The 17,975-nt window shown below is 39.9% G+C and carries 15 protein-coding genes and 1 other RNA gene; 11 read left to right on the forward strand and 5 right to left on the reverse strand.

Annotation, left to right across the window (positions count from 1 at the left end; translation table 11 throughout):
* Window positions 1-111 precede the first annotated feature (111 nt).
* Genes BC659_RS11765 through truB form a run of 3 tightly spaced genes read left to right on the forward strand, consistent with a single transcriptional unit; the run spans window position 112 to window position 2,848 of the window.
* On the forward strand, window positions 112-1,065 hold the full coding sequence (locus tag BC659_RS11765; protein ID WP_133474949.1) for a YjgN family protein: 954 nt from the start codon (window positions 112-114) through the stop codon (window positions 1,063-1,065).
* A complete protein-coding gene (locus BC659_RS11770) occupies window positions 1,062-2,135 on the forward strand; it encodes a M48 family metallopeptidase (protein WP_133474950.1) in 1,074 nt (357 codons plus the stop codon). Before BC659_RS11765 ends, BC659_RS11770 begins: the two co-directional genes overlap by 4 nt.
* A complete protein-coding gene (truB, locus tag BC659_RS11775) occupies window positions 2,132-2,848 on the forward strand; it encodes a tRNA pseudouridine(55) synthase TruB (protein WP_133474951.1) in 717 nt (238 codons plus the stop codon). The genes BC659_RS11770 and truB overlap by 4 nt, the downstream gene beginning before the upstream one ends.
* Here the strand turns inward: truB and BC659_RS11780 are convergent.
* On the reverse strand, window positions 2,837-5,230 hold the full coding sequence (locus BC659_RS11780; protein ID WP_133474952.1) for a BamA/TamA family outer membrane protein: 2,394 nt from the start codon (window positions 5,228-5,230) through the stop codon (window positions 2,837-2,839). The two genes, truB and BC659_RS11780, sit on opposite strands and share 12 nt — an antisense overlap.
* A 5-nt stretch (window positions 5,231-5,235) precedes the next feature.
* On the opposite strand from BC659_RS11780, the gene BC659_RS11785 reads away from it, so the two are divergent.
* Window positions 5,236-5,964 (forward strand): TrmH family RNA methyltransferase, encoded by a 729-nt coding sequence (locus tag BC659_RS11785; RefSeq protein ID WP_133474953.1) that lies wholly within the window; start codon window positions 5,236-5,238, stop codon window positions 5,962-5,964.
* A 4-nt stretch (window positions 5,965-5,968) separates the two neighbouring features.
* On the opposite strand, the gene BC659_RS11790 is transcribed toward BC659_RS11785, so the two are convergent.
* Window positions 5,969-7,201 carry an ABC transporter permease gene (locus BC659_RS11790; protein ID WP_246027128.1) on the reverse strand — a complete coding sequence of 411 codons (1,233 nt, stop codon included), beginning with the start codon at window positions 7,199-7,201 and terminating at the stop codon, window positions 5,969-5,971.
* Window positions 7,202-7,314: 113 nt separating this feature from the next.
* Between BC659_RS11790 and BC659_RS11795 the strand changes: the two genes are divergently transcribed.
* The 3 genes from BC659_RS11795 (at window position 7,315) to fsa (ending at window position 9,535) form a co-directional block, all read left to right on the forward strand.
* Complete coding sequence (locus tag BC659_RS11795) at window positions 7,315-8,598, forward strand: type IX secretion system plug protein (protein ID WP_133474954.1); 1,284 nt, start codon at window positions 7,315-7,317, stop codon at window positions 8,596-8,598.
* 133 nt (window positions 8,599-8,731) lie between these two features.
* Window positions 8,732-8,831: signal recognition particle sRNA small type (gene ffs, locus BC659_RS11800), an RNA gene on the forward strand.
* 53 nt (window positions 8,832-8,884) lie between these two features.
* Entirely contained in the window at window positions 8,885-9,535 is a 651-nt protein-coding gene (fsa, locus tag BC659_RS11805) for a fructose-6-phosphate aldolase (RefSeq protein ID WP_133474955.1), read from the forward strand.
* Between the two features lie 106 nt (window positions 9,536-9,641).
* Here fsa and BC659_RS11810 read toward each other — a convergent pair whose 3' ends face one another.
* On the reverse strand, window positions 9,642-10,685 hold the full coding sequence (locus tag BC659_RS11810; RefSeq protein ID WP_133474956.1) for a Gfo/Idh/MocA family oxidoreductase: 1,044 nt from the start codon (window positions 10,683-10,685) through the stop codon (window positions 9,642-9,644).
* A gap of 179 nt (window positions 10,686-10,864) precedes the next feature.
* Window positions 10,865-13,618: a S9 family peptidase gene (locus BC659_RS11815; protein WP_133474957.1), complete on the reverse strand. Its 2,754-nt coding sequence runs from the start codon at window positions 13,616-13,618 to the stop codon at window positions 10,865-10,867.
* Between the two features lie 187 nt (window positions 13,619-13,805).
* Here BC659_RS11815 and BC659_RS11820 point away from each other — a divergent pair, with 187 nt between their 5' ends.
* From BC659_RS11820 to BC659_RS11830, 3 genes are all read left to right on the forward strand, one after another.
* Window positions 13,806-14,495 (forward strand): response regulator transcription factor, encoded by a 690-nt coding sequence (locus BC659_RS11820; protein ID WP_133474958.1) that lies wholly within the window; start codon window positions 13,806-13,808, stop codon window positions 14,493-14,495.
* A complete protein-coding gene (locus BC659_RS11825) occupies window positions 14,492-15,847 on the forward strand; it encodes a sensor histidine kinase (protein ID WP_133474959.1) in 1,356 nt (451 codons plus the stop codon). Before BC659_RS11820 ends, BC659_RS11825 begins: the two co-directional genes overlap by 4 nt.
* A gap of 193 nt (window positions 15,848-16,040) precedes the next feature.
* Window positions 16,041-16,763 (forward strand): hypothetical protein, encoded by a 723-nt coding sequence (locus BC659_RS11830; RefSeq protein WP_133474960.1) that lies wholly within the window; start codon window positions 16,041-16,043, stop codon window positions 16,761-16,763.
* A gap of 138 nt (window positions 16,764-16,901) precedes the next feature.
* Here BC659_RS11830 and BC659_RS11835 read toward each other — a convergent pair whose 3' ends face one another.
* Window positions 16,902-17,324, reverse strand: a complete 423-nt coding sequence (locus tag BC659_RS11835; protein WP_133474961.1) for a hypothetical protein — start codon at window positions 17,322-17,324, stop codon at window positions 16,902-16,904.
* Window positions 17,325-17,537: 213 nt separating this feature from the next.
* Here BC659_RS11835 and BC659_RS11840 point away from each other — a divergent pair, with 213 nt between their 5' ends.
* A complete protein-coding gene (locus BC659_RS11840) occupies window positions 17,538-17,963 on the forward strand; it encodes a hypothetical protein (RefSeq protein ID WP_133474962.1) in 426 nt (141 codons plus the stop codon).
* Window positions 17,964-17,975 lie beyond the last annotated feature (12 nt).

The following is a 17,975-nucleotide window of genomic DNA, read 5'->3' on the forward strand; positions in this document are numbered from 1 at the left end:
CCCAATCAATCAAAAGTCGTCCCATGAAGACGACTTTTTTATTGCCGGATTTCAATGATTTGAAATATATTTAATATAAAATATTTTCTATATACCCAACTCAACCAGCACATGGAAAACAAAACTCATTACAAGCTTGGCTATCATGGAACAGGCATGGATATGTTTCGGATCGAACTGGTCAATTTTATTTTATGTCTTGTCACACTCGGCTTGTATTATCCATGGGCAAAGGCCAAAACACTGGAATACCTGTACAGCCAGACCATTTTTGAAGGACAACCTTTTGTCTTTTCGGGAACAGGAAAAGAAATGTTCAGGGGATTTATAAAAGCCTTTCTTTTTCTAGCCATATTATGGGCAGCCATATTGATCAGTATATGGTATGGAGGTGAAATGGCTCAGTTGACGATTCTCTTATTTTACCTGGTTATTATAGCGCTTATACCACTCATTATACATGGATCCTATAAATACAGAATGGCAAAATCATCCTGGCGTGGGATACGATTTGGTTATACGGGAGAAAGAAGTGAACTGGTAAAAATATTTTTCCGCGACCTGTTTTTAACGATTATTACTTTTGGTATTTATGGTGCATGGCTTGCTATGAATATCCGCAGGTATGTATTGGATCATGTACGGATCGGTAATGCAAATTTTACCTACCATGGTAGTGGCGGCGATTTTTTTCTCCTGAACCTCAAGGGCTATTTTTTATCCATATTTACACTGGGTATCTATGTATTCTGGTGGCAAAAAGATTTGTTTGAATATTTTGTAAGCTATCTAAGATTAAGACAGGGCGACAGGAAAATTATATTCCGATCTAAAGCAACGGGAGGTGGTTTTGCAGGACTGATGATTGTAAATTTCCTCATTATTATTTTTACACTGGGCTTCGGCTATGCATGGGTAATTACACGTACGTTGCGCTATGTTGCTGATAATATTGAAATGTATGGCGATCTTTCACTTGATGAACTTGTACAGTCGCAACCGGATTACAGTGATGCAATGGCAGATGATATGGCTGATTTCTTTGACTTTGGATTTATTGTATGAGTGAATATCCGCAAATTCTTTTTTTTGATGCCTATAAAGCTTCACCTCGTGAAGTTTACGTGGAGTTGACCCATGGTAAGATATATGTATCAAATACGGATGACTATGATACGGTTCTGGTATTTGACATAACTGCAGCAAGTGTAGTTGAAGCAGATAGACGTCTTTTTATATTTTTTAATAAAGGCAGAGCACCCTATTTATCAATAGATGCCGATCACCCGTCTTACCCCGAACTGAAAAAAGCCATACACCCGGATCGGAAAACCTGGTTTGGTAAATTTTTCAGATTGAAATGGCCGGTATTAGTCGCAATACTGTTATCCATATTTGTTGGTATTTATTTTATTATGGCAAGGGTTATTCCGGCAGCTGCTTTAAAAATAATATCAGTTCAGCAGGAAGCAGAAATTGGAAATAGTTTCTACCGGTCACTAATGGCATCGGAAAAAATCGATACGGCAGCCACACGTATTGTCAATGATTTTGCAGGGCAATTACACCTGAGTGACAAATACCAGATCACCATAACGGTTATAAAAGAAAACGAGTTAAATGCATACGCGTTACCAGGCGGACATATCGTATTGTATTCAGGGATTCTGAAGGTTATCGATGATCCGGATATGCTAGTGGCATTGCTGGGTCACGAAGCCAGCCATATTAATAAAAGACATAGCCTGCAAAGTATATTATCGTCTATGAGTATGTCTTTATTACGCTCTATGATTTTAAGTGGTTTTGGCGATGTCGGAAGCATAGTGCTGGAGCATGCAGGGATGTTTGAACAGCTCCGCTATTCCAGAAGACTGGAAAGAGAGGCAGATAGGGAAGGAATGGACTTAATGATCAGAAACCGCATTAGCCCTGTTGGTATGAAGAAGCTGATGTTACAATTGCAGGCTGCTGATCATGATTTACCCGGTATTTTTTCTTTTATGAGTACCCACCCAATGTCTGAAGAAAGAATAAAGACGGCAGATGCTTTCATAACAGCACATAAATCGGCTACTTTTGCTGCCAGTCAGGAACTTATAGAAAGCTGGCGGCAATTGAAAGCAAAGAAATGAAGCAAAAAGAAATACACCCTGCTTTACAACCTTATCTGGACGGCAAAGTAATATTATTGGATAAGCCTATTGACTGGACATCTTTCGACGTGGTAAAAAAGGTTCGTATTCTTACCCGTATTTCCAAGGTAGGGCATGCCGGTACACTTGATCCGCTGGCAACCGGGTTATTGATTGTATGTACCGGAAAGTTTACCAAGAAGATCAACGAATACATGGGTATGGAGAAAGAGTACACAGGTACTTTTACACTGGGTGCAACAACGCCTACCTATGATCTTGAATCGGCCCCTGAAAATATTTGCGACTACGCCCATCTTACACCTGAGCAGGTGCATGCCGCTGCACAAAATTTTATCGGCCCCATTATGCAGATTCCTCCTGCTCACTCTGCCATTAAGAAAGACGGCAAGCCGGTTTACCTGGCAGCCAGAAAAGGTCTTGAAGTAAAATTAGAACCAAGACCTGTTACCATTCACTCCTTTGTAATTGAAAAAATTGAAATGCCTGTGGTGTATTTCAGGGTGGTATGTTCAACAGGTACCTATATCAGAAGTCTTGCGAATGATTTCGGTGCCTCGCTGGGTGTGGGTGGCTATATGAGTAGTTTACGCCGAACACGTATTGGTAATTTCGAAGTGGCTGATGCTGACGATCTGATCACCTTTGAAAAAAGGATTGAAGCATTGAAAGGAAGCGTATCAGAAGGGTAGGCCGATACCAAACTGTAAAGCAACATTGTTTACTTTCAAACCTTTTTCCCGAATTTCAGACCATACAAAATCTTTAATACTCATCCATCCACCATTTGTACTTCTGGCAGGATCTTTTACACGGTAAGCAACATCGAACCGGATAAGGAAATAAGAAAAATCAAATCGCAAGCCTGTTCCAACTCCAATGGCAAGGTCTCTGCCAAGATTAGCGATAGAAAACCTGGATTTAGGGTCCTGATCATTTTTTTTGAGGTTCCAGATATTACCGATATCTGCAAATACCGCACTACCAATTTTAAAAGAACCCAATGATGCCAGCTGAAACCGGTATTCAATATTTGTTTCGAGTTGCATATCTCCAAAACGGTCACGGTAACTACTGTTCACAGTATCACTGAAAACAGAGCTGCCCAATCCCAACTGGCGTAAACCCCATGCACGCATACTATAGGGGCCACCAACAATAAACTGTTTAAAGAAAGGAAGTGTTCTGCCGATTGTGGGGTTATCACTGTAATTGTAACCCAATCCGGCAAAAGCACGATAGGCCAGCTCCGATCTTGGGTAGAGTATCCGTTGTCTGTATTCAGCTTCTGTTTTGAGGTATCGGTAGATATTATTCTTTAATCCCGGTATTAATCCAAACAAACCACCCGCTTCTTCAATACCAATTCTCAGATAATGACTTTTATTTCTGTTGTTAGGGCTCGTAGTGGTTCTGATAAAAGATAAACTCTGACTAACAATATTCCCTTCGTTAAAAGAAGCCTGGAGAAAAGGATTGGTTTTAAAAAGACTATCAAGACCCGCTAGTTTCCGGATTCCGTATAATTCAACGTTCAATGGCTTATAGAGCCATAAGTGGGAGCCATTTTTAACCGTTTTACGCCACTCGTAACCAACACTTGCAATGAAAGAGGTTACGTTGTAAAAATTTCTACGGTCTATATAGGAACTGCTTAATGTAAATAAGGTTTTTTTATTTTCAAGGTTGCGTAAAGACCGCCAATTACCAAAAGGTGTGAGAATACGTGGCAAAACATAGGTATGACTTCCGCTTAACAGGAAAGTTTGTAAAAGTGGTGCATTGCCCTGACTAAGCAGATTCAGTTCTACTCCGGCGCGTACTACTGATTGTTGCTGTACCGCCGAACGCCATCTGTTTCTGTTCGTATAACTAAGATTGGTAGAAATGCCAAGAGTGTTACCTGCAATAACATCTCCTGAGTTTCTGCTTCCTTCAAGTTCAGCTGCGATGGTTTGTTTAACAGCAGGTACCATTAATATGTGCATATCCAAAGTATCCCTGTCGCGAATACGTAGAACAGCATCTACCTGTTGCCAGGCACCAAGTTGTCCAAGCCTGTTGATGGTTTTAAAGTAATCAGCTTCATTGTATTTTTCACCTCTGCTCAGGTAAGTATGTTCACGTAGGGGGCGGAATCTGAACAATCCTTTCTCATATTTCATGATACCGCTTCTGAAAGTATCTGTTTTGAAATCTCTTCTGTTGATCACATTGTCGGGTATATCTGAAATGCCTGTCTCTGGATAATAATAAATATTACCCATGCTGAACTGAAGCAGTTTGCTGGAATCAAGGATGGTACGGTTGGTAATATTGATATCCCATGTAGGATTCTCTTTTCTCTTTTTAGCAGCCTGTGCAATGATTTCCGCCTGTTTAAAAGGATCGAGTGTAAGTGGTAATAGCTTTGTATCTAAAGTATCAACCACGGCAATAAGATCATCTCTGTTGAAATTATAATATCCTTTCTGACGAAATAGATTCGTTAGTCTGTCTAATTCATCACCAATCACCTGTTTTGTATAGGGCTTGTCTTTTTTTAATAAACTTTCAGCGTTATTATTATTAACAATTAACTGTAATGCCGAATCCGGAAGATTATAAGAAACAGAATCAATGCGGATGTTTTTTCCCAGCATAATATTCATGAAAACATTTGCACGTAACTGGGTTTTAAATGTGTCGATTGATACGGAATCCTGTAAAGTGGAATAAAAATACCCCTGACTGTTCAGGTAGGCATTCATGAAGTTAACGGAACGATTTAGGTTAGCACTGTCAAAAACCGGTGGTTTATCAAGAATAGATTTAAAGATACCCAGGTATCGCTGAACAATTCTTACCTGCAGGCTGTCTTCCCAATAATTCTCCAGTTCGGTAATTAATCGTTTTTTCTCATCTTTGGGAACAGTGTCGAGAATATTTATCTTGTTACTGTAAACAAAAGGTCTGTTTTCGGGATAGTTTCTTACACTGATGCGGTTTTGCTGGGAACAGGAACTTATAAGGACTGTCAGCAGTACAATTGCAGTAATAACGAACGAATTTCCTCTTTTTCCTATCAAACGCATAGTAGATGTTAAGCAAGAATGAGCTCAAATATATTCAATCTTTATGCCAGAAAAAACAAAGGTCGGCTGAACGGTTATTTATAGCCGAAGGGGTAAAACTGGTAACCGAATTATTGGCCTCAGGTTATCCTGTGGAAAAAATATATGCAGTGAATGAATGGGAGGCACCGGTTACAGATGTGCCTATTACCCGTATCGAAGCCTTTGAACTTGAAAAAATAAGCACCCTGCAAACCCCTAATCAGGTACTGGTGATTGCCCGCCAGCAGGAGGAAAAGGGTGAGCCTGATCTAAGTAAGAAGCTTACATTGGTGCTTGATGGTATACAGGATCCGGGTAATCTGGGTACTATTATCAGAATAGCCGACTGGTTTGGTATCGACCAGATCATTGCCAGTACCGATACGGTAGAATACTATAATCCCAAAGTAATTCAATCAACCATGGGTAGTTTCCTGCGTGTAAAAATATGGTACCGCGATCTTGAAACCTTTCTGGCTATTCAACAGGTGCCTGTTTATGGCGCATTGCTCGATGGAGCATCCATGTATACAACACCTGTACCATCAGAGGGTATCCTCGTAATCGGAAACGAATCAAAAGGTATCAGAGAGTCGGTATTGCCATTTATCACCCATGCAGTCACCATACCCAGAACGGGGAAAGCAGAATCATTGAATGCAGCTGTTGCGACTGGAATCCTGTTGGCTCAGCTTAAATCTCCACGTTCATAACTATTTACCTGAACTGTATCGCTTTAACAGGGCTGATCTTTCTTACTAAAACAGAGGGTAATAACAAAGAGCCATAACAAACAAGAGCTGTTCCCGCGATAACCGCTATTACCTGCCACCAGATAATTTCCATGGGTGCCTGCGATACATAATAAGAAGCTTCATCTAAACTGATAAAGCCGGTAAGTTGCTGTAACCAGCAAATACCAATACCCAAAGCAGTACCCAGACCAATGCCGGTGAAAGTGATAACGGATGCATGGAAGAGAAATATCTTCTGAATGGTCCAATTGCTGGCACCCAATGCTTTCAATACGCCTATCATTCTGGTTCTTTCAAGAATAAGAATCAACAGACAGGTAATCAGATTGATGACGGCTACTGCCGACATGACAATGAATATAACATCTCTGTTTACATCCTGAATGTCTAACCAGTCAAAAATATTCGGATATACTTCCCTGATGGTTCTACTCATCCATTCAGAAGGTAGCGCAGCTGATAAGCTTTTGCTGATGCTATCCATTTGAGTAAAGTCATTGACAAAAATTTCATAACCGCCGCTCTGGTCATCCCGCCATTCATTAATGCGCCTGATGAGACGAAGGTCGGCCATGATAAAGAGCTTGTCATATTCTTCTATCCCTGTTTTGTAAATTCCTTTTACACAGAGGTTACGATAAGTGCGGCTGTCGTCGATGGACGAAACAAAATGAACTTTGACGGTGTCCTTTACAGAAATGCCGAGTTGACTGGCAAGGGCTTTTGAAATAATGATATCCCTGCTATATATACTGTCTGAAAAATCAATCCAGCTTCCGTTTTGCATAAACGGTTTGAGTCTGCTGCTGTCATAGCCATTGTCAATACCCTTAATAAGTAAACCCTCAATTTCATTTTTGTTTTCAATTACGGCTGATTTGGTTGCGAAATGCTGTACCCGTATTACACCTGGCTGTAAACGAATGGTTTGTTCGATTGAACTGTCCATGGTTAATGGGGTTTCTTCGGCAATCAATGATTTACCTGCTTCATATTTCTGCACCCTCAGGTGCCCCCAGAAACTGAATACTTTACCTGAAACCGTTTGCTGAAAACCATTTACAAAAGCAAGGGTTATAATCATAGCCATTACACTGAGCATGGTAGCAGCCACAGATAAACGGATGATAAAACGGGAAAAAGAATGCTGGTGATTAAACGCAATTCTTTTGGCTATATCGAAGGAAAGTCCCAAATGCTATGATTTTGGTAAAAATACGAACTGCAACGGAATGACAGGAACTATTAAAAAAGGTGGTATTTGCTGATTGTATTATCTTGTCAGTCAAAGTATCTTATTGTCGTACTATGAACAATTGTTTTTCTATACTGGCATTTGTGTTATGCTTGAATATTGCATCAGCACAACGTGAACCCGATCGTATCTATATGGATGATATTAAAACAGTAAAACTCTTTCAGCAGAATGATCAGCAATCAATACCACTGATCCGGCTGGGATCATCAGACCAGCTTGAACTCCATTTTGATGACCTTATTGGATACCCACGTAACTTTTTTTATACTTACCAGTTATGCAATGCCGACTGGACACCTGCTTTATTAAATCCTTTTGATTATATAAGAGGTTTTGTTCAAAACCGTTTATCACAGTACCGGGCATCTTCTATAGCACTTACCCGTTATGTGCATTATCAGACATTATTGCCGGACCGAAGTGCAATGCCTACCAAAAGCGGTAATTATCTGCTAAAAGTTTTTTTAGATGGTGATACTTCAAAACTGGCCTTTACCAAACGATTGATGATTGTTGATGATCGTGTAAATATCGGAGCCAGAATAGCGCAACCCTTTAATAATAGTCTGATACGTACACACCAGAAATTACAGGTTACAGTTGCCACAAAAGACCTGAACATTATGAGCCCGCAGCAGCAGACAAAACTGGTTATTATACAGAACAACAGATGGGATGATGCAGCTGTTGGATTACAGCCGGCTTTTATCAGAAATAACGTACTTGAATACAATGGGGAACAGGATGCATTGTTTCCCGCCGGAAAAGAATACCGGTGGGCCGATTTACGCAGTTTTCGATTTTCGAGCGACCGTATTGACAAAATAGACAAAGAGTCACAACCCAATCGTATATCAATAAAGCCGGATCTGGTACGAATTGATTTGCGTTATGCTTTTTTTAACGACCGAAACGGCTGGAATGAAATTACTACCACAGAATCCATCAATCCCTGGTGGCAGGGAGACTATGCATATGTTGACTTTATATTGGTGCCGCCGGGTGCAAAACCTATAGCTGGTAAAGATGTTTTTATTACAGGTGAGTTTACCGGTAACAGGGCAGGAGATAGTGCATTGATGGAGTTTGATGCTGGGAAGGGCATATACAAAAAAACACTTTTTCTTAAACAGGGTTACTACAGCTATAATTATGTAACAAAAGAAAAAAATCAGAAAAATGGTAAATCAGATCCTTCTTTAACAGAAGGTAATTATTGGGAAACAGAAAATGAATACATGGTGCTATTCTATTTCAGGCCACTGAGTGGCAGGCATGATGAACTGGTGGGTATTACGAGGCTGAATTCACGAAACCTGAACAGCGGCTTTTAAAGGAGATATATCCCATGATTAAAATCTGCGAATCTGTGGCTAAAATATTTGCATTCAAAGGGCTAAATTTTCACTTACACGATAACTAATTCAAAAAATTAGGGAAAATAGGAGCCAACCCTTACTTTTGCACCGGCAGGTCTTACACGACCAGCTCCTGCTGAACCTCCCCAGGGCAGGAATGCAGCAAGGATAGGCGGTTGTAGCGGTGCGATGTGAGTAGCCTGCCATTTTTTCCCCCTTTCGCCCCTGAAGGGATTACGAAGGGGATTTTAATTTATACACTATGAAATTTTTTATCGACACTGGTAACCTCGCACAAATTAAAGAAGCAAATGATTTAGGTATCCTGGATGGTGTAACAACCAACCCTTCACTAATGGCTAAAGAAGGCGTTAAAGGTGAAGAGGCCATTGCCAATCATTATAAAACCATTTGTGAACTGGTTGACGGCGATGTGAGTGCTGAGGTTTTATCAACCGATTTCGCTACTATGGTAGAAGAGGGGAAAAAACTGGCTGCCATACATCCGAATATTGTAGTAAAAGTTCCGATGATTAAAGACGGTGTGAAAGCCATTAAATGGTTTACTGATAATGGTATCCGTACCAATTGCACACTGGTTTTCTCTGCCGGACAAGCTATTCTGGCTGCTAAGGCTGGTGCAACTTATGTTTCACCTTTTATTGGCCGTATTGACGATAGCGGTTGGGATGGAATGGATCTGATTGGTCAGATTCGTCATATTTATGATATCCAGGGTTTCAAAACAGAAATTCTTGCCGCCTCTATCCGTAGCGCCCTGCACATCACGAAAGCAGCCGAACTCGGTGCAGATGTATGTACCTGTCCACTCGATTCTATTCTGGGCTTACTGAAACACCCGTTAACTGATATCGGACTGGCCAAGTTTCTGGAAGATGCTAAAAAAATGTAATTATCATTTAAATATATAAAAAAAGGCCGGATCATATTGACCCGGCCTTTTTTATGCGGATATTCATTTCCTAAGCCCTCTGTTTAAAAGTTATCGACATAAGACATTAGAGATCGATAACCTTTTTATCACGGTTACTTTTTACTGCAGCTTCCAGTATTTGCATTACCCTGATACCATCTTTGGCAGAAACAGGGTTATCATTTTTACCTGTAAGTGCGCCATATAAAAGATCGTAATAACTACCATAATTACCTGCCAGTGTTGGAACCTGTCTGCGTTCTTCTGTGCCATGGATCTTTGTATTTAATAAACCCATTTCCGAAACAGGCTCTTCGCCCCAGTTGGGTTGATCTGGTTTTTCGCCAGCCAGCAAAGCCGCTTCCTGAATATCGGCCCTCGATTTAATAAAAGAACCGACAGATCCATGAACAATAAAAGACGGTATGGGTTCCTTGACTAGTAAACCGGATTTTAACCTTACCCTTACAGAAGAATAATACAGCAGAAGGTCAATATAATCATCCACCTGAGAATGGGTTCTCAGTGTACGTATATCGGCAAATACAGCTTCCGGCATTCCAAACAGGCAGATAGACTGATCAATCAGGTGTGGCCCGAGATCATACAACAACCCTGCGCCTGGTCCTGCTGTTTCTTTATGTTTTTTAGGACTTAGCTCATCTTTAAATCTGTCGAAATGAAATTCGGCTTCAAGCACTGTTCCCAGCAAACCATCTTTTATAACTTTCTGTACTGTCTGAAAATCACTATCCCACCTGCGGTTCTGGAAAACAGATAATACTTTGTTTTTTTCAATGGCCAGTTGATCAAGATGAATGGCTTCTTCTACTGTTGAAGTGAAAGCTTTTTCAACAACCGCATGTTTGCCGGCTTCCAGTACTTTTTTCGCATATTCATAATGAGTACCGGTAGGGGTGTTCACTATGACTAGATCAATATTTTCATCATCTAGTATTTCTTCAAACGAACGAACGATTTTAACATATGGATATATTTCAACGGATGCCGATTTAGTTCTTTCCCAGATCGATACCAGTTCATAACCGGGATGCTGATGTATGAAAGGAGCATGAAATACCTTACCCGATAAACCAAATGATAAAATAGCCGTTCTGATGGTTTGCATAACAATAATTGAAGATGATACTTAAAAATAAGCCCTTATCCCGACTTTTATATTCCCTTCCTGATGAATGATTCAGAAAAACAGCATTTTAATGAGTGGATTTATTGTTGAGCGATTTCATTGAACTGGTTTTAATAAAAAAAACCTGCTAATGAAGCAGGCTTTTTAGTAAATGAATTTTATTGTCCGGCCGATTTTTCTCTGGCTTTCATTTTATCCATATAGCTGATGCCTTCTGTAATCCATTTCTCAGCTGGTTTACCCAGCAGATAATGCTCAAACCATTCACGCTGACGTTTCTGATAATCTATCTGGTTTTCTTTCCTGGCAAGACTGTGGTTTTCATCTGCATATACCAGCATTACATGAGGCTTTTCCATTCTGCGCATGGTTCCATACATTTCAATACCCTGATGCCAGTCAACAGCACCATCTTTATCACCGAATGCCACCAGTAAAGGTGCTTTTATTTTTGTGGCATTGAACATAGGAGAGTTGCGGATATGCTCCTGTGTACGTTCATACCATGGACCATCGAATCGTCCCTGACTGGTTTCAAATATTTTCTGGTCAGGTGTACCACTGTTCCAGTAAATCGACAATGACATACTGATCAGATCTGTTAAAGGAGCGCCGGCACACGCAGCTTTAAAAATATCGGTTTGTGTAATGATGAATGAAGTCTGGTAAGCCCCCCAGCTATGTCCCATCAAACCCACTTTGCTTTTATCAATCATTCCTGTTTTTAATACTTCTTCTACAGCAGGAACAACACAGTTTACTGCACTCATACCTGGTTCATTGGTATCGTAAACAATATCAGGTCTGAATACAAAGTAACCATTACTGGTAAAATTGGTAGTGTTGTAAGCACTGCGTTCTGATGGAGTTACATATCCATGAACTGTATTCGATAAAAGTTCATAGATATATACAATCATTGGATATTGCTTGCCGGGTTCATAATTGGCAGGATAAAATAACGCACCTTGCATTTTCTTACCTTTTTTATTGGTAAAGCTTACTAGCTCACTTTTGCCCCAATAGAAATCAACCTGTTGTGGGTTGGTACCGGTAATTTTCTTATTGCTGCTGAAATCATCTGTCGCATATAATTCAGGAGACAGATTGTAATCCTGTTTTACAAAACTGAAACTGTTAGCTTCAGTAGCTTTTGTAATACGGCCAATAGAAAGGTTTTCATAAATCAGCGATTGAACCGTGTTGTTCTCCAGTTTTGCATATCCATATTTTTTTGTTTTGTCTCCATATAGAGAAAGGTATATAGGTTTACTGTCATCAATATACGGGTATTCAAAATCAGTTCTTGTGATCCTGTGCATGATTTCCTCTTTTTCTCCATTGGTAATTTTTCTAGCACCACTACCATCTGGTTTTACTGCCCAGATATTGTATTCGTCATACAATAAAATTTCTTTATCGCCTTTTAACCATCCACCCATACCAAAAGGAGGTTTGCTGGCTGTATGATCGTCTCTCGTGTTCCAGAAAGTGGCTTTAATATTTTGAGTCAGATTGCTGGTTTGTTGCGTAGCAATAGAATATATCCACCAGTTCTTATCACGAAAAAAATAAAGGTATTTCCCATCAGGTGAAGATTGAGGTCCTGTAAAAAAGCCCGAAAGCATTTTTTCATAAAGTAATTTTTCTTCTCCTGTTTTGGTATTTACCAGATAAAAATCAGCATAGTCTTCTTTGAATGCAGGTTTGTATTTATTGTTGGTGGAAGTTATGGCATAGGCCTGATTACCGCTCAGCAGTGCAATAGGTGTATGTTCTTTGGCAAGTTGCAAGAACTGGTTGCTGCCAAAGTTCCATACAGATAGATAACTGGCTTCTTTATCTTGTCCGAAAGTGATTTTCTGTCTGGGTTGAATTTCGGGGTCCTTCCAATGCCAGATATCAACAGCAGCTAATTTGTCATCAGGTTTGGAAGCAGGCCTCGGTAGCTGTTTTGATGTGTCACCCGGTTTCTTTTCTTCTTTTTTGGGTTTCGGTGTCCATGTTTTAATACCGAAAAACAGGGCACTCATATCATCACTCAATTTTGGCGTGCTGCCATTATGCACACGCATATCTTTTGGGAAAGCTGCAGTTTGCTGAGGATCAAATGTTTTGAGAGAAGGACTGCCATATAGGTTTATATAACCATGTACCGTGGCACTCTCTTCTTCATAGTCTTTGTTTTTGAAAGTTCTGAAAAAAGCAAAACCTTCACCTTCCCGCTGCCAGTTGAGTTTTGAAAATTTCAGTGTATCGCTGGCTATAATTTTAAGACTGTAATTTTTCAGGTTTAGTAATTCAACTGCATTGCCCGCTGTATTGGAAGACTCAACAATGTAAGAAAGATAATCTCCTTTCTTATTGAATGCATATTCTGTTACATTCCCAATAGTATGGGTGCTTGCATCCGTAAGATTTTTTATGAGTAATACACTGCCTTTGTCTTTATGTTCTTTTGGTGGGGCCAGATAAACAGCAAGAAAGTTACCATCTTTTGAAAACCCGAAGCGACTGATATTCTGAATGGTTTCTTTTTTTCCGGTACTCAGATTTAACAATCCCATTTTATATTCAATAGGTTTGTTTTGCTCTCTTAATTTTTCTGCTTCTTTAAATGGAACGCCAATACGGTACGCAACCCATTGGTTATTACCCGAAAATTCAAAACTGGTGGCAAACTCGAGTTTGTATACTTTATCTGTTTTCCGGTTTACTATGTACAGGGTGTCATTGTCTTCCTGAATAGATATATGGTAACCTACCCAGTTACCATCGGGCGACAAATCGGTGCTGCCTATTTGCTGCCATTTGCCGTAATCGGAAGGGGTTAACTGTTTTTTCTGTTGGGCATTTACTGTTAGGTTCGTCAGTAAAAAAAGAGCCAGCAGACCTAAGAAAGGATATCGCATGTTGGTTGTTTTATCCAGACAAGATAATAAAAAACAGAGGAGATTTTGAATTGTGTACTATTTTAGGCAATGCTGGCAAATTGTTTCAGTCGAATTTTTTGTTAAAAAAAGCAGAAAGAGGAACAGTTTTGGGCTTCTTTCGTTATTGTCGCAGGATATAATCTTTTTGCAGGTCAAATATATGTACATGAAGATTTTAGTAATTGAGGACGAAGCTGCAGTGATCTCTTTGATTGAGCGGGGGCTGAAAGAAAAGGGACTGGAAGTGAGTATTGCCATGGATGGTAATACAGGATTGCAAATGATTCGTGATCATCCGTTTAACCTCGTTATAATGGATCTGATGTTGCCTGGAATGAATGGAATTCAGATATGCAGAGAAATACGATCGCTTGGATTCGACTTGCCGGTATTGATGCTGACTGCATTAGGGAGCACCGAGAATATTGTAACAGGACTGGATAGCGGCGCGGATGATTATATGGTAAAGCCCTTCAAAATCAATGAATTGGTAGCAAGGGTAAATGCATTAGGTAGAAGGGCCTTTAAAAAAGTACAGACTCCGGAAAAAAATATTCTTCAGATAGGTGATCTTCAACTTGATACGGATGCCAAAATGGCTAAACGTAATGAAGAAATCATACCTCTCACTTCTACTGAATACAAGTTGTTGGAATTTTTTATGAAAAACCAGTCACGGGTGCTTTCCAGAATGGAAATACTGGAGAACGTATGGGACATCGACTTTAACCTGGGCACCAATGTGGTGGATGTATACGTAAACTATCTGCGAAAAAAAATTGATAAGAGCCATGACACCAAATTTATACATACCATGATTGGCATGGGATACATGATGAAAGAAACTGCATCATGAATATTCGTAATAAAATTACGAGTTTATTTACCGTGCTTACAGGTGTGATCATACTCATGCTGAGTATTTTCATTTATCATTTCTCCAAAAGATCCATTGACAAAGAATTTTTTCATCGTCTTTCCGTTAGGGGTGGTATTGCGGCACAGGCCCATTATGAAGGAGGAACACTGAGTGCAAGTCTCTACAATGAAATACGCGAAAAGCATTTACAAAGATTGCCTGGCGAAAGAGAGTATTTTTTTGATAGCATACCTGATAAACAGGTGCTTGCTTCGCAAAATATCAGCTTGCCCGACGATATAAAAATTCAAAATACACGGATTCAATTTATTAATGGAAAGATTTACCATGTAGTACTTCCTTATCTGTATAAGGGTAAACGCTATACCGTATTGATGACAGCCCGAAACGAATCTGGTGAGACCTCAATGCAGGATATCAGACAAAACCTGTTTCTGGGTATTTTGTTGTCAGTTATTATCGTGTTTGTGGTAGGACTTCTATTCTCGGCAGAAATTGTAAATCCGATTTCAAATATTATCAATCGTGTTAAAAAAATCAGTGCCTTGAACCTGGACATGCGTCTTCCGGAGCATAGCGGTAAGGGGGAGATTGTAGACCTTACCCAGACATTTAACGACATGCTTGATCGTCTGGAAACTTCTTTTGAAACACAAAGAAATTTTGTCAATAAACTCTCGCATGAGTTGCGAACCCCGCTTACCGCTATTATTGGAGAAGCTGAACTGGCATTGGATAAAGAAAGAAATCCGGTAGAGTATCAGCAGGCATTATCTGTCATCGCCAGAGAAGCAGATCAGTTGCACCATCTTACAACAAGTTTGTTAGAACTTGCCCAGGCTGGCAATAGTATCAATGAGGAATTTATGGGTAATATCAGGCTTGATGAGATGATATTATCTGTAAAGAAACTGGTAGATTTTACCGATCCACAAAACCATATTCATATCAATTTTGAAGAATTGCCGGATGATGATGCGAAGATTACCGTTTTTGGTAACCAGAACCTTTTAAAGCTGGCTATAACGAATGTAGTACAAAATGCCTGTAAGTATTCTGATAATGGTAAGGTGACTGTTTCATTAAGGGCCACCGAACGGCAATGCATTTTGATCGTAGAAGACCATGGCATTGGTATTCCGCAAAAAGAACTGCGTTATATTTTCGATCCGTTTTTCAGGGCATCCAATACCACTGCATATAAAGGATATGGGGTAGGGCTGCCCCTCGCACAAAAAATTATCCGGATACACCGCGGCGAAATTAAGTTCACTTCCATGGAAGGGGCAGGAACCCGGGCTGAAATGCGTTTTCCTATTCATTCATAAAGCTATCATTAGCTGATTTTCAATAATTATAAAATGTTGTTAGAGCGGCATTAGAATTTTTCGGCTTTTCTAATGCCGCTCTTAGAAACTTCTAACGGTGTCTTAATGCTATCCTTAGGCCATCCCAATACCTGCAGGGTAGTTTTGAATTTTACATGGAGATATTATTATTCATTACTAAAACCATAGTGGAATGAAAAAGATTCTGATCCCAACAAGATGCACTGAACATTCCGTACATCTGTTACGTCTGGCAACTAAGTTATACAGTAAGGAAGGTTTTCATTGCACTTTTCTTCAGGTAGTTCCAATGCCGGATAATGAAAGGGATCTCATGATGCTGGGGCGTGAACCATCCGGTTATGTTTTTACTGAAAGTTCTTTAAACAGTATCCGGAAGATTGAGGCAGAAAATAAACAGGCAATCAAAGGATATAGTATAGATAAAATTTATGGGGATTCTCCTGCTGTTTTCAAACAGTATGTAGGAGAATTTGGCATTGATATGGTGTTTTATTCCAGAGAAGAGTGGCAGGAAGTCGGAAAAGAATTAAACCTGGATGTATTTCGCATGTTATGCCGTTCACGTTGCCCGATTATGTATATCGCAAAATCTGATCTGGCCAATATTTCAGATGAGTTATTACGGCCACAGACAAGGGCTTATCATACTGCCAGAGAAATGTCTGATGCCGTGTCATTGATTGATGCAGCAAAATCTAACGATGTTCCTGAAGCATTGGTATACCAGTTCAATGCAGTAGAAAAAAAGCTTTCGGGTTTTTCTGAAATGATGCAGGGTAAGGATATCCCGACCATTAAAATGGGAAAACTTTCAAGCTATTTTATGCGTGAGCAAAGACTCGAGAGAATACTCATGCAGTCGAATGTTTCATTAATGTTATTAACCATTTAGTCAAAGGTGAGGCCGGAAATTTTATATACAGTAAGAATTTCGGCAACCCAAGTCGGTGAACTATTTCTTTAAGGAAAAACAGTTAGAAATTATTCAGTGACTGTCTTAATACTTTTAGCTTCGCTGACGTTCAATTTTTTAAAACAATTTCAAACCATAGTATCCAATCGTAGTAAAGAGTGCACATCTGGTAATTACACCCAGACAACACCAGACCAGTAGTTTTTGTAAGGGAACATTAAAGCCAACACCTACACCTATGCTTACGGGTGCTCCCACCGTCATTGTACCCACAAAACCCAGACCGATAATACCGTATTTTTCCCAGATGGTATAAATCAATCCTGTTTTAGGTTTTTCCGGTTTGGGTTTACGGTACCTGGCCAGTATTTTTTTTATTTTATCGCCCAGAAAAGTGGCTACAAATACTCCTGTTAAACCGCCAATAAGGCTGGCCAAAAAAATGACCCATGCGGGTAACCCGAATGCAAAACCGGCGGGAATAGCAGCATAAATTTCAAATGTGGCAAGACCGGCAACGGTTAAAATCTTTAGTGTCATAAGCAGAATCCATCATCTTTAGAAGTCGGTGAAAATAAGCAGAGATCATCATGAAACACAACAGATAAACGATAATTGTTTGTGAAGGTTTATCCTGAAATTATCCCCGGCTTATAAACAGCAGATTTTTTTTGATTTACAGGACTTGCATATGCGCCAATTGCTTTCTATTTTGTTCAGTCAAATCATTTTTCCCCCTTAAAACGATTGCTTATGAACACTACAAAAATGTTGATTTCCGGTATTGCCGGAGGTATTACCGCTTTTTTTGCAGGCTGGCTCATTTACGGAATTTTGCTGATGGATTTTATGACACAAAACAGCGGAACCGCTACCGGTGTAATGCGTGCCGACATGGAAATGGTATGGTGGGCACTCATTGCAGGTAACCTGCTCAGCGGTATTTTATATTCATATATTTTTAACCGTTGGGCAAACATTAGCACTTTATCTGCCGGGCTTTCTGCTGGTGCTGTTATTGGACTGATCATGGGCGCTGCTGTTGATCTGACCATGTATGGAACCTCCAATATTATGGCATTGAATGGAGTATGGGCCGATATTGCGGCATCAACCGTGTTAGGTGCCATTACCGGCGGAGTTGTTGGATGGGTGAACGGCATGGGCAAAAAAGCATAATTTAATCCGATC

The organism is Sediminibacterium goheungense (assembly GCF_004361915.1).
GTDB lineage: Bacteria > Bacteroidota > Bacteroidia > Chitinophagales > Chitinophagaceae > Sediminibacterium > Sediminibacterium goheungense.